12 protein-coding genes are annotated in these 16,029 nt (G+C 55.5%); 4 read left to right on the top strand and 8 right to left on the bottom strand.

Going from position 1 to position 16,029, the window contains the following annotated elements:
- Nucleotides 1-68: 68 nt before the first annotated feature.
- The 6 genes from BLR08_RS11330 to BLR08_RS11305 form a co-directional block, all read right to left on the bottom strand.
- Entirely contained in the window at nt 69-836 is a 768-nt protein-coding gene (locus BLR08_RS11330) for an MgtC/SapB family protein (protein ID WP_072329397.1), read from the bottom strand.
- Nucleotides 833-2,371, bottom strand: coding sequence for a sulfatase family protein (locus BLR08_RS11325; RefSeq protein ID WP_072329398.1), 1,539 nt, complete (start codon nt 2,369-2,371; stop codon nt 833-835). The genes BLR08_RS11330 and BLR08_RS11325 overlap by 4 nt, the downstream gene beginning before the upstream one ends.
- Before the next feature lie 29 nt (nt 2,372-2,400).
- The gene (locus BLR08_RS11320) at nt 2,401-3,921 is read right to left on the bottom strand and encodes an ABC transporter substrate-binding protein (protein ID WP_072329399.1); all 1,521 of its coding nucleotides are present in this window, start codon (nt 3,919-3,921) and stop codon (nt 2,401-2,403) included.
- 70 nt (nt 3,922-3,991) lie between these two features.
- Complete coding sequence (locus BLR08_RS11315) at nt 3,992-4,879, bottom strand: carbohydrate ABC transporter permease (RefSeq protein WP_072329400.1); 888 nt, start codon at nt 4,877-4,879, stop codon at nt 3,992-3,994.
- A 22-nt stretch (nt 4,880-4,901) separates the two neighbouring features.
- Nucleotides 4,902-5,771: an ABC transporter permease gene (locus tag BLR08_RS11310; protein WP_083536955.1), complete on the bottom strand. Its 870-nt coding sequence runs from the start codon at nt 5,769-5,771 to the stop codon at nt 4,902-4,904.
- Between the two features lie 356 nt (nt 5,772-6,127).
- Nucleotides 6,128-8,392: a glycoside hydrolase family 3 protein gene (locus BLR08_RS11305; RefSeq protein ID WP_371117246.1), complete on the bottom strand. Its 2,265-nt coding sequence runs from the start codon at nt 8,390-8,392 to the stop codon at nt 6,128-6,130.
- Between the two features lie 322 nt (nt 8,393-8,714).
- Between BLR08_RS11305 and BLR08_RS11300 the strand changes: the two genes are divergently transcribed.
- Both BLR08_RS11300 and BLR08_RS31100 read left to right on the top strand, forming a co-directional pair.
- Complete coding sequence (locus BLR08_RS11300) at nt 8,715-9,182, top strand: hypothetical protein (RefSeq protein ID WP_072329402.1); 468 nt, start codon at nt 8,715-8,717, stop codon at nt 9,180-9,182.
- A gap of 13 nt (nt 9,183-9,195) precedes the next feature.
- Entirely contained in the window at nt 9,196-9,384 is a 189-nt protein-coding gene (locus BLR08_RS31100; RefSeq protein ID WP_176835488.1) for a hypothetical protein, read from the top strand.
- Nucleotides 9,385-9,417: 33 nt separating this feature from the next.
- Here the strand turns inward: BLR08_RS31100 and BLR08_RS11295 are convergent, their stop codons facing one another.
- Together BLR08_RS11295 and BLR08_RS11290 are read right to left on the bottom strand one after the other, a co-directional pair.
- Nucleotides 9,418-11,049 carry a response regulator gene (locus tag BLR08_RS11295; RefSeq protein ID WP_072329403.1) on the bottom strand — a complete coding sequence of 544 codons (1,632 nt, stop codon included), beginning with the start codon at nt 11,047-11,049 and terminating at the stop codon, nt 9,418-9,420.
- On the bottom strand, nt 11,024-12,811 hold the full coding sequence (locus tag BLR08_RS11290) for a sensor histidine kinase (protein ID WP_072329404.1): 1,788 nt from the start codon (nt 12,809-12,811) through the stop codon (nt 11,024-11,026). The genes BLR08_RS11295 and BLR08_RS11290 overlap by 26 nt, the downstream gene beginning before the upstream one ends.
- A 207-nt stretch (nt 12,812-13,018) precedes the next feature.
- On the opposite strand from BLR08_RS11290, the gene BLR08_RS11285 reads away from it, so the two are divergent.
- Both BLR08_RS11285 and tnpB read left to right on the top strand, forming a co-directional pair.
- Nucleotides 13,019-14,659 carry a glycoside hydrolase family 13 protein gene (locus BLR08_RS11285; RefSeq protein ID WP_072329405.1) on the top strand — a complete coding sequence of 547 codons (1,641 nt, stop codon included), beginning with the start codon at nt 13,019-13,021 and terminating at the stop codon, nt 14,657-14,659.
- A gap of 233 nt (nt 14,660-14,892) precedes the next feature.
- On the top strand, nt 14,893-15,981 hold the full coding sequence (gene tnpB, locus BLR08_RS11280) for an IS200/IS605 family element RNA-guided endonuclease TnpB (protein ID WP_072329406.1): 1,089 nt from the start codon (nt 14,893-14,895) through the stop codon (nt 15,979-15,981).
- Nucleotides 15,982-16,029 lie beyond the last annotated feature (48 nt).

Raw genomic sequence — 16,029 nt, 5'->3', positions numbered from 1 at the left:
CGATAAGCCGCTTTCTTCATCATAACAAAAGCAGGCCCGGCGTGACAACCGCACGCCGCCTCAACTAGCTAGGAAGCAAAGGGAGAATGTCCGGCCTGTGTCTGCTTGAGCGCATCTCCCCACGCCGAATCCGTGCTCAGCACATAGTCCAGCCGTTGAATCTCGCCGAGCGCACCGAGCAGCTTGCTGCGGTCATGCGCCCTGAGCTTGAACGTGAGCTGCAGCGTCGGCCGGGCCTCATGGCTGCTTCTCATCTCCAGATCGCTGACCAGCTTGACGCTGCGGATCTGGATGCCTTCCCGGCCGAGGATGGAGGCGATAGCCCCCAGCGCCTCGGGATGATCCGCCACCTGGACCCCGATCTCATGATAACGGCGGGAGCGGAGCAGATGTTTCTCCCATTTGTTCAGGATCAGCAGGCTGATTAACGTAATAACGGTACAAACGACAGCCAGGACGAAGAAGCCTGCTCCCACACATAAGCCGATCGACGCTACCACCCAGACGGAAGCGGCTGTCGTCAGCCCGCTGATCGCCGAGCCGTTGCGCAGGATGGCCCCCGCGCCCAGGAAGCCGATCCCGCTGATCACCTGGGCCGCCAGCCGGGCCGGGTCAGTTCTTACATTCGGTTCGTTCACGAACTGCGAGAAGCCGTAGATCGACAGCAGCATAATCGTCGCCGATCCCAGACATACGAGAATATGGGTCCGGAAGCCTGCCGCATGATTGTTCCACTCCCGCTCCATTCCGACGAGTCCCCCGAGTACGGCCGCCACCATCATCCGGATGATCAGATCGGTGTGGGAGATCACCCACACGCTTGATCCGGCCGTCATAACGGAGCGAGACCGGCCCGGGCGAACGCCTCGGGCGGCGCCTGCAGCTCGGACAACGCCGCTCTCAGCAGCTCCTTCATCCGGCTGTGCAGTTCAGGCGAGCTGTCCAGCAAATTATTCGTCTGCCCAGGATCGGCGGCCGTATCGTACAGCTCGGTCGCGTAGCCCGTCTTCCTGTAGCTGGCGAATTCCGGCGGAATCCGCACTTCGTACTTCCAGACTGTCGCGTCGGTATACGGCAGGAACCGGCCGCTTTCCACCTGCTCCGGCACATACCCGGGAAGGAAAAACGCCGCAGGATTCATGTACATGGTGGAATAATTGTACAGCGGCACGCGCTCGTCGGGCGCCACATGATACGTATGGCTGCCATCCGTGATATTCAGCGTTCCGCCGAAATAGCCGTATACCGCCCAGTCCCTCACTTTATCCGCTTCGCCCCTGAGCAGCGGCAGCAAGCTGCGGCCATGACCCGGGCGCTGCGGGGCCTGATGGCCGACGGCCTCCATCATCGTCGCATAAATATCGACGGTAGCGGTCAGGGCCGGAACCCTCCCTCCCTGATGCGCTCCCTCGGGATGCCAAATCATCAGCGGAATATTCGCCAGCACGTTGTAGTTGTTGTACGCCGGCTTGCCGATCAGATTGCGTTCGCCCAAGTAATGACCGTGGTCGGACGTGATGATGACCATCGTCGACTCCCACAGCCCATGCTCGTCAAGCTTATCCAGCACTTTGCCCAGCCACTTGTCGGTCAGCGTCAGCTTGGCCGCATACTGCGACCGGATAAAGGCAAGCTGCCGCTCGCTGAGCTGCCCATGCCCTTCATCCGTGCGGCCCGAATGGGCCCAGACGGGCAGATCGGGGTCATGAAGCTCCTCCTCCGTATACATCCCGGCGACGCTGTCCGGATTATGGAAGGGCTCATGCACATCGAAGCTGTCGATGACGAGCATAAATTTGTCGTGCGTATGATTGTCCTCCAGCCACTGCTCCGCGCACGTAAATACCCGCGGGGCAAAGAAATCCTCTTCCCGGCTGAAGCCCCGCACATTCCGGGCGTAAGCCGCCCGGTCGAATGCCTTCAGCGATCCGGGCCTGTAGCTGATCCGCTTCAGAAACGGCTGGTCATCGCCTCCGAGAGGGGCTGTTTTCCACGGGTCCAGCTCATGTCCGCGAACCAGCTCGAAGCCGTGATAATCGTCGTAATACCCGTGGCTGTAGCCGAGAAAGAAATGGAACTGGTCGCTGATGAATTGCGTCACATACCCCTCCCGGCCGGCAGCGCGCGCGATCGGCAGATCATAAGGCTCCACGGGCCCCCAGGACCGCCACAAAAACTCCTGTGTGCCGGTGTACAGCTCCCTTCTGGCCGGCATACACGGCAGACTGCCCGAGTAATGCCGGTCGAACACGGCCGACCGGGCCGCAAAGCGGTCCAGGTTCGGCGTGCTGACCTCCAGCCCGGCCGGCTGGCCGTAGGCTTTCAGATAATGGCGGTTCAAACTGTCCAGCGTAATCAGGATAACGTTCATGATGCTGACTCTTCCTCCCCCGGGCCCGTCTATTTCATCGCAGCCTTCCAGCGATCCAGCTGCGCCTGCTTCTCGGCAATAATTTTATCCATCCCTGCCGTCTTCAATCTGGAGATAAAGGTAGGCAGCGTCTTCTCCGGATCGAGCGTACCCGTCTCAAGCCCCGCCTTGTACTGCTGCAGCACGTTGTTGACAGCCCCAACTTCGGTTTTGACCGGCGTCGCGTCGAAGGTAAAGCCGAGCGCAACCGATTTTTTGGCGCCTTTGTTGAATTGATCCGTTTGCTGCCAAATATCCTTCAGCTGATTCGGCCAAATATAGTTCAGGAACTGGTTGCCGAACATAAAGCTGATGTTGCCTGTATTGTAGCTGACCGTCTTGATGTCCACGCCGGGAGGATAATCGATGACGGTATCCGATTTTTTCACATAATGGGTGCCTTCGATGCCCCAGTTCAGCAGATTCACCAATTCCTTGTCCGTATAAAGCAAGTTCAGCATCTGCATCGCTTTCTCCGGATTTTGCGAGCCTCTTGGTATCGCATGCATAAAGTTCGTAACATGCGAGGTGGTGGATACCGCATCCGTCAGCGGCACCGTCACCATCGGCATGCCCGTTCTCAAGCTCTGCGATTCGGCCGTGCCGACCTTCATCACATTGAAGAACGCAAACGCCTTGTTCGCCTTGACGACATCATGCGGTTGCTCCGTCGAGGTGGCGGCATCGCGGGAGAAATAGCCGGCCTCGTACCATTTTCTCATCGTTTTCAGCAGCTCCGCATACTCGGGACGTTCATACAGATTTTCAACCTTCAAGCCGTTATCGTAATTGGGCAATACGCCCAGCTTATCTACCAGCGCATCGTTTCTAGCCAGAATGTCGACCGGCGTGAGGGCGCTGGCCGTCGCGATCGGAGTGAGCTGAGGCTCATTTTTTTTGATCGTGGCGAACACGGCATCCAAATCCGCTATTGTCTTGATTGCGGACAGATCGATCTTGTATTTCTCCACCATATCTTTGCGCATAATGACGCCGCCTTGCGTTGCCATATCCTTATTTGTCGGGAGCGCATACTGTTTGCCGTTGACCTTGCCCGCATTCAGGTAGGAAGGGTCCAGCAGCTTCGTGATGTCTTGTCCGTACTTGGCGAGCAGATCGTCCACCGGCAGAAAATGTCCGGCAGCCACCTGCGTCGAGAAATTGTAAATGGAGGAAGCCATGAAGATGTCGATTTTCTCCTGGCTGGTCAGCGCCAGATTCGTCTGCTGCGCCCAAGCCCCGGCGCTGATCGGCTGCAGCTTGATCGTGGCATTGATCTTCTGCTTGGTGATCTGGCTCATCGCCTCGGAGACTTTCTTGATATCCGTCGACTCATTGCCCATGTAGACGAGCGTCACCTCATAGGGAGCCTTTCCGTTGTCCGCCGATGGCGAAGCTCCTTCTCCTCCCTGCTTCGCTCCGTCGCCTGGCGCACCTCCGCCCGAGCAACCGGATGCGACAAGCGATAACGCTAGCGGAAGTCCTGCCAGCAGTCGCAACTTTTTATTCATCTGTACCCCTCCTCATAGATCTCTGTTCTAGTGTAACCGTATGCTGAACCGATAACCATCGGGCCAAGCCTTATCCTTTGACCGCGCCGACGGTCAACCCTTTTACAAAAAAGCCTTGGAAGAAAGGATAGATGAGCAGGATCGGCACTATGCCGATCACGGCGATCGCGAACCGGATGGACTGGGTGGGGATGGACGAGGTCAACTCGCCTTGGGCCGATCCGAAATCCATCGTAGATAAATACTGGGCGTCCAGCAATATCCGGTTCAGCAGATTCTGGATACTGAACAGGCGGCTGTCCGTGAGGAAAATAAGGCCGTTAAACCAGTCGTTCCAATAATGGATCGTTTGGAACAGACCGACCGTCGCCAAAATCGGCAGCGACAGAGGAAGCACGATTTGACCGAAAATCCGCAGCTCTCCCGCCCCGTCAATCTTGCCGGATTCGATGACCTCGTTCGGGATCGTGGTTTGGAAGAACGTTCTCGTAATCATGACGAAGAATGCATTGGTCAGACCGATCGGGATAATGAGCGACCAGATCGTGTTTTTCAGCTCGAACAGCTTGGTGTAGATAAGATACAACGGCACCAGCCCGCCATTGAACAGCATGGTGAAGAAGATGAAGAAGGCAAAGAAATTGCGCAGGGGCAAATCCTTGCGGGACAGCGGATAAGCAAGCAGCGTCGTGATCGCCAGACTGACTGCCGTCCCGATAGCCGTTACGGTTATCGTCACCCCATAGGCTCTCGCCAGCTTGGCGGCGTCGTTCCACAGATACGTGTAGGCTTCCGTACTGAATTCGGACGGAATAAACGTAAAGCCGTTGCGGATGATGGCTTCCTGGGAAGTGAACGAAGCCGAGAACAGCAGCACAAAGGGCAGCACACACAGGCAGGCCAGCAGCGCCATGAATAGATTGATCAGCCATTGATAGACGTTTTCTTTCGCTCTCATGCGAACTCCTCCTTACGGCCGTTTAGAACAACGCGTTATCCTTATTGATTTTGCGTGTCACGTAGTTGGCCGTGATGACAAGCACGAAGCCGACCAGCGACTGATACACGCCCGCAGCCGAGGACATCGCCACATCGCCGAGATTGATCAGCGCGCGGAACACATACGTGTCGATGACATTTGTCGTATCGAGCAGCGCTCCCGAATTGAGCGGAACTTGATAGAACAAGCCGAAGTCGGAGTAGAAAATACGCCCGATCTGCAGCAGCGTCATGATCATAATGACCGGCGTAATCAGCGGAATGGTAATGCTGCGAATCTGCTGCCATTTCGTAGCCCCGTCGATGGTGGACGCTTCGTAATATTCCTTGTCGATGCCGATGATCGAGGCCAGGTAGACGACGCACAAGTAACCTGCCTGCTTCCAGATGCTGACGAGCGGGAGAATAAACGGCCAATACTTCGGCTCGCTGTACCAGGAAATCTCCTCCAGGCCGAGCAGGGGCAGGATCGTTTTGTTCACGAAGCCCGTCTCCATGTTGAGGAAGGCATAGACCAGATAGCCGATCATAACCGATGAGATCAGGTGAGGTAGCAGCACCAGACTTTGGTACCCGCGCTTCAGCACCCGATTGCGCACTTCGTTCAGGATAATCGCCGTGAACAGCGCCGCAACGAGATTCAGCAGAATGAAAGCGCTGTTATAAAGAATTGTATTTCGCGTTATAATCCACGCGTCTTCCGTCAGAAACAAATATTCGAAATTTTTAAAGCCGACCCATTCGCCCGCTAGCAATCCTTTGGCGAAGTTAACCTCCTTAAATGCAATGACGATACCGAACATGGGCAAGTAGTTATTGATGATAAAATAGATCAAGCCCGGCACCATCATGAGATACAATACACCGTATTTGGAACAAGCCTTGAGCGTCGAAGCCAGCCCGGCTCTGCTGTCCGTGCGGCTTTCTCTTCTGCGCTGCTTCAGCGCCTCCGCTGTATTCACCTCGTTTGCTCCTTCCTTCGTTTGGGATGCTTTTATTGTACAACGTCCTCCAGCCGGCCTCTAACGTAAAGCAGACCTGTCGTTGTAAAAATCCAGATATCGTCGCCGGCGGGCCGAACAAAAAGAGGACGCGCAGCGCGCGTCCCCTCAAGTGTGTTGCCTGTGTGTCGCCTGTGTGTTGCCTGTGTGTTGCCTGTGTGTTGCCTGTGTGTTGCCTGTGTGTTGCCTGTATGTTACCGGCAGCGTCAGCTCCGGCCCTTGCCATAACGGGCTACCCGCTCGTCGCGAATCACTCCGCTCCAGTTCATGCCGTAGGCGAAATCATAAGCATGTCCGGCCGCATCGACATACACCTCCATATCATGCGGCACATCCTCATGCTGCTCCTCCACGGTTCTCATATGCGCCGGCATCTGAAACGGCAGCAGTCCGCTCGGCTCCGCTCCTCCGCTCAGCACCTCGAGCACAGCTTCGTCCTCGGCTCCGAAGTTGACGAGAATCGCGTCGGCCATTGGCTCAAACTCCGCCACCACTGCCGGATTGGACAACGTAAGCGACACGATGACCGGCTTCTCCTTCATCAGCTCGCGCGCGTGCAGAACCATCTCCAAATCGCCTTCATTCGCCACCGTGATCCGTTTGCCCCGGTAAGTGCGGTTCGCTACGTCCCGCGGGTCGCCCGCGATACTTTCGGCGCGTGCATGCTCCGCCGTGTACGGACGGTACTGCAGGCTGATCGGCACGTAACCCGTTCCGCCATCCTCCGCGTCAGCTCGGCTGTAGCCCATGGAGGAGTGGGGATTCTCGATGCAGACCAGCGCGAAATCCGCCTCAGCCGCATCCTCCGTCACCTCGAAATATCGGCTGACTTTGTCCAGGCTGATCGGGTAGGCTTCCGTCGCTGGCGTCGGCCGTCCGAACCAGTCTGTCCCGGCGGGAAGACTTCTTCTCGGTATATATACTTTTTTCCTCGGAGCCAGAGGCAGAATCCGCCGCTCATTTTTCAGCAAGACGCAGGACTTCAGCTGCGCCTCGAAGCCTGCCCGGACAAATTCCTCGCTGCCAGCCACAGCAGCCGTCTCCTCCACCCGGACGTATGGATTATCGAACAGTCCCAGTCGGAACAGGTTGCGAAGCAGACGAACGGCAGACTGCTCGAAACGCTGGCGCATGAAGGGCTCGCCGTGCTTCTCCACGCCGATCCGGTACGCTTCGAGAACCGGCCCGGCCTGATCATTGCCGCCGAATTGGTCCACGCCGGCCATCAGCAGCTTATAGTGACGCTCCGCCACCGTGTACGCTTCCTCGACTCCCCAGCAGCGCCCGCCCGGGAACAGCCGCTCGATGTGCTCGGGCTCGTCGGCCGTAATGCCCCAATCCGTGCAAACGACGCCGTCATAGCCGGCGCCCCCGCGCAGCAGGTCGTTGATGATATAGGAACTGTAGCTGTTGCCGACGTTCTCCCCGTTCTTCTTGTCCTGATCGTAAGAAATGGTGTAGTACGGCATAACCGCAGACGCCTGCCCCGTTTGGCCCGCTAGACGGAACGCCCCTTCCGTAAACGGAATCAGATGCTCGTCGAAATTGTTCCCGGGATACACGGCGTATTTGCCATAGCCGAAGTGGGCATCGCGTCCTCCTTCGCCCGAGCCGCCGCCCGGCCAATGCTTCACCATCGCATTGACGCTGTGACAACCCCACCCGCCGGCGATTTCCGCTTCTCCTTCCGACGTCTGGAAGCCGTCGATATACGCCCGGGCCATGTCGGCCGCCAGCTGCGGGTCCTCGCCGAATGTCATTCCGAAGCGGAACCAGCGCGGATCAGTCGCGATGTCCACCTGCGGAGACAGCGTCGTCGCCAGACCAAGCGCCCGGTATTCCCGCGAGGCTACCTCGCCGAACCGCCTGGCTATCTCCGGGTCGAACGTCGCTGCCAGCCCCAGCGACTCGGGCCATACCGACAGTCCGCCGTCCCCGCTGCTGTTGAATTCGGCAGCGGAGGCCCGCCCGTGGCGCGGGTCCGAGCTGTTATTGGCCGGGATGCCCAGCGGCAGACCCTCGACATAAGCCTGGAGCGTATTGTTCCAGCGAGCCGCCGCCTCCGAGCTTTCCACCCGCGTAATCAGCACATGACGGATATGATCCGCGGACAGGAAGGCCTGCTGCTGATCGGTCAGCTCCCAGGCAGGAGCCCCGCTTGCTTCCAGCGAAACGCCTCCGTAAGTAGCCGTATTCCAGCCGAGCGTACCGGGAATCGCCTGATGGGAGCTGTACAGCATCAATCCGGCGATCTGCTCGATCGACATCTTGGAGGCCAAATCTTTGGCCCGTTCATCCGGGGACAGCCTCCAGTCTTCATACTTATCCAGTACCCCGTCCCGGCTATGATCTTTGAAGGCAAGACCGTCCCGGTAAATAATCCCCACTCCGGAGCCTTCGCTATAGCCCAGCAGAGGGCCTCCTTCATTTTGGACATAACAGATGGTTTCGTGATTCAGGCTTGGACGCATCGTCATCCTCCATTTCCCGCTTCAAGAGTTTCGGGGCTTCTCGCCTGCATGGCGCGCCCTGCCCTGACCTTGTCAGGAACTACCCTTAGTGTACGGAACCTCCGGCCATTTTTCTAACGGAAAGCGGACCTGTTATTGTCCATATTCGGATATCCTCGCTCGTCCCGGCTCCTGATCCGGAGAAATTTGGGATAAACGAAAAACGAAGATACCGGCATATCACGGCATCTTCGTCTGGTTGAGGGTATGTTCGGCAGGTATGGAATTATTTCCTTTTCACTGAACTATAGTATGATATCATCTTATGATTAGGAGGGTTGGTATGCTAATAGAAAATGCGACGGGCAGACAAGTTCCTGTTACTGTAACCAGGATGCAGTTGCGAGATATTCAAGAGATGCGCCCAGGATGGACGCCAGGGTTTAACTGGAGATTATATTTCAAGTATCCCGCTGTTGAAGTGTACAAGATCATGGTGACTGGCTCTAATCGTATTGAAGGAGCTCTTGCATTAGAGTATCAGGGCGATCATGTGTGGATACACTTAATTGAGAAATCTCCCTTTAACCGTGGAGCTGCTGAACAATATAAATATGTGGCTCATCATTTATTTGCTTTTGCAGCTAAGAGAAGCCAAGAGCTTGGTGCTGAAGGTTTCATTGCTTTTGATGCGAAAACTGGACTTATGGAGCATTATCAGCAAGAGTATGGTGCCATAGCAGTGGGCAGGACGCGTATGTTTATACCGGATGTTGCTGGGCAGCGTCTGATTGATGTATACTTAACTTAGAGGTGATCATTCTATGCCTAAACGTCCGTTCAATCAAGGTCTTCGTCGTCAGTTGCGTCTTGGTGCAGCTCACTCGTCAGATCATCGTTATAATCAGTTCGAAGTATCCCCCACTCTCCCTGGACCTGGCGATAAGCAGCGGCAGGAAGAAGTGAGCATTGCGATTGCAGATTATAAAGCAAGCAGAGTAAAGGTCCGCTGATGAGGCGGACCTTTTTATTTCTCTCCCCGCCCCCTAATCCCCAAGCTCCGCGCGGAACTCCTGAGGCGTCATGCCGAACCTGCTCTTGAACGTTTTCGAGAAATACGAGAAGCTGGAGTACCCGACCGACAGCGCGACGGCTCCGATCGAGGCGCCCGTATGCTCCAGCATGGACTTCGCCTGCTTCATCCGCTCGCCTACGACATAATCCGAGAGCGCCGTGCCCGTTTGCTTTTTGAACAATTTGGCCAAGTAGTCCGGGTTCAGGTACACATGATTGGCGATATCCTTGCGCGTCAGGGGCTGGTCGAGATTCGCCGCAATAAACAGCTGGACCTTGTCCACAATCGTCTCGCTCTCTTCCCGCTCGTGCAGGTTCGCTATCGCCACCTCAATCACATGCCCCGCCCATTCGTTCAGCAAGGAGAACGAACGGGTCACCATGATCGCCTGCTCCGGGGACAGAAGATCGGAGAAAATTTCGTGCGCCTTCAGCCCTTTCGCATGGAGCACGTAATAGATCATCTGGATAAAATCATGGTAAAAGGAATGGAGCGTTCGCGGACTGCACACGTCGCTCGTCTTGATCCGCACGAGGAACGAGCGAACCTCCGCCAGCAGCCTCTCCCGCTCCCCTTGCGTCAGCAGCTCGGTCCATTCGGCCGGGAACGCGATCCCCTCCTGCTTGAAGTCTTGCTCCGGTTCAATCCGGGAGAGCTCGTCCTCCATAAAATAAGCCTGATTCACTTCCATCACATTATTGGCATGAAAAGCGCTGAGCCGCGCCGCCAACGCGCTTATTTCGTGAAGATAAGACGCCCGCCCGATATAGCAGGACAACTCGCAATACATGCTTTGGCTGCAAAAGTCGATGAACGCCTGACACCGGGCCTTCCAGGCCAGTCTCTCCGCTTCTTCCTCACCGCCATCCCCGCAAGGCCAAATAGCCAGCAGGGAGCCGGGACGCCATGGAATGACCTGGCCCATATCCTGGCCCGGGATCAGGCTGTGCGCAGCCGCATTCCGCAACGCGTACTCCATGATCTTCTCGTCGCGGACCGCGAGCTTGCGCCGCCACCGCTGTACACTGATCAGAATCGGGGCGAATCTCATCTTCTCGGTATATGAGATGTTGCGCTGCGCCAGCGCTTTGACAATCTCGGCCGGATCGGAGGACAGCTCCCGGTTCAGCAGGTCCAGCCAGAACCGTTCGACAATGAGCGGCTGATGCTGCTGCCACAAGGTGACATAGTGATCGTAGCTTTGTTTGAAGCTTTCATCCTGACGCCGTTTCTCCACCTTCTCGAGTACTTTGCGTATGACCGTTTCCAGCTCGCTATATCGCACAGGCTTCAGCAGATAGTCGTGGCTGCCGAGCTGGATCGCCTGCTTCGCGTAGCCGAAATCTCCGTGACAGGTCAGGAATACGCATTCCTTCTCCGGATAATGCTCCCTGACCCATATCAGCAGCTCAAGGCCGCTGCCCTCCGGCATCTCGATGTCGCAGATCAGAAAATCGACGGGATGGCTGCGCATCGTCTCCTTCGCCTGTCGTATGTTGGAAGCCAAGTGGACCTCGCCGACCTGCAGGCCGCTCCAATCGATCCCGGACTGCAGACCGTCCAGCGCGTAACGTTCATCATCCACCAGCAGCGCTTGATACATCGCTTTCCGCCCCCTTCGTCTCTCTAACTTTCATCGGCAGCCGGATTTGCACGACCGCCCCGCGGTCGATCGCATTGGACAAATAAACCCCGGCATCCTCTTCCTCATACATCAGTCGCACTCTGCGCTGGATGTTCCAAATCCCGATATGGTTGCCCCGCTCATCGCCGATATCGACGCCTTCCGACAGCTTGCTCAGCACTTCCTCGTCAAAGCCCTTGCCCGTGTCGCGGATATCCAGCCATATCCAGTGAGGGTCTTCCCATTCGACATACGCCTTGACGGTGATCTGAAGCGGGCTGTCCATCGATACGGCATGCTTGATCGCATTTTCGACGAACGTCTGGCACACCAGCGGCGGCACCAAAGCTTCTATGCATGAATCTTCCACCGTGACAGACGCCGTAAGCCTGGCCGGGAATCTCAGTTCCTGAATCCGGACATAATTGCGCGTATGCTCAATCTCCTCCCGCAGAGGAACCAAGGAGCCGCTGCTGCGGAACATATACCGGAAATGCTGCACTAGACTGAGCGACATCTCCTGAATAAGCTCAAAGTTCCTGACTTGGGCCAGATGATAAATAATGTTCAGCGAATTCAGGAAAAAATGCGGATTCATCTGCAGCTGCAAATGCTTGAGCTCCGTCTTCTGGTTGTGCAGCTGCTCCTCGTACACATGAATCTTCAATTCCTTGATCTGCGTGGCCATCGTATTGAAGGTTTCATTAATCATGGAAAATTCATCCGACGAGGCATTCGGATCGATCCGCGTCTCCCAGTCGCCGGACTTGATCTTGCGCATCGCCGTCACGAGACGCTTCATCGGGACGAGCACCATTCGCCGCAAGAAGAAATAGACGATGGGCAATACGATGAGCGTTCCCGCTACGATCATCGTGACGATCCGGTGCAGATACGGAATATTTTCCATGATCTGCCGGTCCGGGATCAGCGCGGCCACCCGAAAGGCTCCCTTGCTTGAATCCTTGCTCACGACCATGTAAGAATCCCGCTTGCCCTCCATCCGGTATGCTCCGTCAGGCGCATGAAACTCGATGCCTTCCTCCTCCAGCGCAGGGTTCGCCTGTACGGGCCGGTCCTGCTCGTTCACCAGAACAAATCGGCCTCCGTTCCCCAGATCGGCCGCTTCGAACGGAGCCATCAGATGCTCCATGCTCATCAGCGCGCCTATCAGCACATTGCCGTATCGGATCATCCGATATAAGGAAGGAGAATCCCCCTCTTGATGCAGAAACCAGAGATTGCGCCCCGTATAACCGCTCAGGTCTTGAGCGAACAATGCGGTCAGCTCGCTTTTCAACCGATGCTGCTCCGGATACGTCATCTGCTGGTTGTAGGCGGAGATCAGATCTCCGTTCCTCTGCGAATATACGAAAAACATCCCGATGCGGTCATAATATACGGCATCCGTGGCCAGCTTGTTATGGATTCGGATGCGGGCCAGATTGTACGCCTCGGCGTCATTGTCCTCCGGCCTGTCCAGCGCCAGCAGGTCCGGCTCTTTGGCTATCAGATTAAACAAATATTTGTCGATATCCTCCAGTTCCCGGTCCAGCGTTCCCAAATACATGCTGAGCACGTTGGCATTGGAATGAGCAACCTGATTGCGGATGACCTCGGAGGCATAGAAATTGTAGTAAACAAGCAGCAGGCCCAAGGGCAGAATGAGCAAGAAAAATACGAATAAAATCTTGTTTTGCAGCGACTTGAACCATCTAAGTTCCTTCAGATACCGCCTCACGCTGCACCGGCTCCTTCCTGTCCGTATAGCTTTTGTCCATGCCAGTCCAGGCTTGACTTTGTTTCATTCTACTATGAATAAAGCGTTTTCAACAATGATTAATTCAGGCCATCCAGGCCCGCTTTGCAAATGCTTTTCCTTTACGCAATAATAGGGGCATCGATGGGAATTGAACATTTTCACAAACTATGGATAGGAGTGTTGGCTATGAAACGGACATGGTGGAAGGAATCTGTCGTGTATCAGGTATACTGGCGCAGCTTCCTGGATACGGACGGAGACGGCTTCGGCGATCTTCAGGGACTCCTGGCCAAGCTGGACTATATCCGGGAACTTGGCGTCGATGTGATTTGGCTGAACCCGGCCTATGAGTCGCCGGACCGGGACAACGGCTATGACATTTCCGATTATTATGCGATGATGCCGAAGGCGGGAACACTCGACACATGGGAAATCCTGCTTGAGGAAACTCATAAACGCGGCATGAAGCTGATCATGGATCTTGTCGTCAACCATACTTCGGATCAGCATCCGTGGTTCCTGGAATCCCGCTCCTCGCGGGACAACGCCAAGCGCGACTGGTACATCTGGAAGGATAAGCAGGACGGACAGGAGCCGAACAATTGGCGCTCCTATTTCTCGCCGTCCGTCTGGGCGTGGGATGAGCGGACGGAGCAATATTATTTCCACTCCTTTGCGGTGGAGCAGCCGGATCTCAACTGGGCCAATTCCGAGATGCGCGAAGCGATCTACGCCATGATGCGCTTCTGGCTGGACAAGGGCATCGACGGCTTCCGTCTGGATGCGATCGCGCTGCTCGCCAAGTCGGAGGGCTATCCCGATGCCGCGAACCCTGAGGACATCCGGTATTTGACCAATAATCCCGGCCTGCATGCCTACCTGAAGGAAATGAATGACAAGGTGCTGCGGCACTATGATATTGTAACGGTCGGGGAAGCCGCGTTCGTCACCCCCGAGGAAGGGCTGAAGTATGTCGGCGAGGACCGGCATGAATTGAATACCTTGTTCCACTTCGAGGTGGCCGACGAGATGCCTGCCTGGGACATGCTACGGTTCAAAGATATTCAGAGCCGCTGGTACGAAGGGCTGCGGGGCAAGGGCTGGAACTCGCAATTTCTGAACAATCACGATCATACCCGCCAAGTGTCGCGCTACGGCAACGACGGATCGTATCGCATGCAGTCGGCCAAGCTGCTGGCTACGATGATCCATACGCTGCCCGGTATGCCCTATATTTATCAAGGGGAAGAAATCGGCATGACGGGCGTGCGCTTCCCCTCTATCGAGGATTACAATGACATCGCGATGAAAAACCGTTACCGCGAGGAAGTTGACAAGGGCAAAGACCCGCAAGCCGTATTCGAAAGCCTGCTGCCGCTCAGCCGCGACAACTCCCGGACGCCGATGCAATGGGATGATTCGAAAAATGCCGGATTTACGAGCGGAACGCCTTGGATCAAGGTCAACCCGAATTACAAGGACATCAACGTCAAGCGCGATCTGGAGCAGCCGGATTCCATCTATCGCTACTACCAACAGCTCATCGCGTTCCGCAAGGAACATGATGTCATGGTGTATGGGGATTACCGCGATCTTTCCGCCGGAGATCCGCATCTGTATGCCTACACGCGCACCTGGGAAGACGTATGCTGGCTGATCGTCCTGAATCATGCGGACCATGCCACGGAATTTGTGTGGCCGGAAGGTCTGGATGGCGGGCGAAAAGAGCTGCTGCTCGCCAACTATTCGGACGCGGACGAAAGTGGAGCCGATGCGGGAGGTTCGCTCACGCTGCGTCCGCATGAAGCGCGGATTTACCGGCTGTAGGCGGCGGTTGAATAGGGAAGGGTTCTCGCTTACTTGCCTCAGTAAGTAAGCGAAAATCATTTCAACTCTTCCAAGCCGGCCCCCCTTCGTTTATCTCAAAAAGCCAAAAATACTCCTTCCTGCCAAAAATACTCCTTCCTATCTAGGTAGGAGATGAAACGGCGGTTGTGTGATTCAAACGAACATATGTGCTATAATAAAGCATGTTCATAAACGAAAGGAGGTTGCGTGGCATGCCTTATCACAAAGCTTTTAAGTACCGCATCTACCCCACTACCGAACAACAAAAGCTCATTCAGCAGATGTTTGGCTGTTGCCGGTTTGTATTCAATCACTTTCTTGGCAAATGGAACGATACGTATGCGGCAACGGGTAAAGGGTTGTCCTACAATACCTGTGCCACGCAGCTTCCTTCGCTCAAAGCCGAATGTGAGTGGTTGAAGTCGGTCGATAGCATTGCGCTGCAATCGGCGGTTCGGCATGTGGCCGACAGCTTTGATCGCCTTTTCAAAAAGCAAACGGATCGGCCCCGTTTCAAGAGCCGCAAGCATCCGATGCAGAGCTATACGACCCGATTCACCAACGGGAACATCGCGGCTCAAGGAAATCGCATCAAACTTCCGAAGCTTGGATGGATTCGCTATGCCCACTCCAGGGAACTGGAGGGACGCATCCTTTCGGCAACCGTTCGGCGAAATGCCGCAGGCAAATACTTTGTTGCGTTGGTTTGCGAGGTGGATGTACAGCCCCTGCCGCCAAGCAACAAAGAGATTGGTATTGATGTTGGACTGAAGGAATTTGCCGTTTGCACCGATGGACCGCGAGTTCCGCATCCCAAAGCCTATCGCAAACACGAACAGCAGCTAGTCATGTGGCAACGCCGGATGTCTCGCCGCACAAAGGGCGGCGCCAACTGGCAGAAAGCCAAACGCAAGGTTGCCTCGATCCATGAGAAAATCGCGAATATTCGCCGCGATTTTTTGCATCAGTTCACCACAAGGCTGATACGTGAAAACCAAATGATCAGCATCGAAAAGTTGGACGTGGTAAGCATGCTAAAAAATCACACCCTGGCAAAATCGATTGCAGATGCATCCTGGGGCGAATTCAGACGGCAGTTGACGTATAAAGCCGCGTGGTATGGACGCACAGTAAAGCTTGCAGATACGTTCGAGCCAACGAGCCAAAGGTGTCATGCATGCGGATTTGTGTGCAAAGAAGTGAAGAACCTAGCTGTGCGACAATGGGAGTGTCCGACGTGCCAGACGGTTCATGACCGTGGCGAAAATGCCGCAATGAATATAAAGAGAGTTGCGATTTAGCGCCTCTCTTCGAACTGCGGGAACCGCAGGGATCGCTTGGTAGAGGTA

This window comes from Paenibacillus sp. cl123 (genome assembly GCF_900101595.1).
Taxonomy (GTDB): Bacteria; Bacillota; Bacilli; order Paenibacillales; family NBRC-103111; genus Paenibacillus_G.
This window is presented reverse-complemented; position numbering and strand designations above follow the sequence as displayed.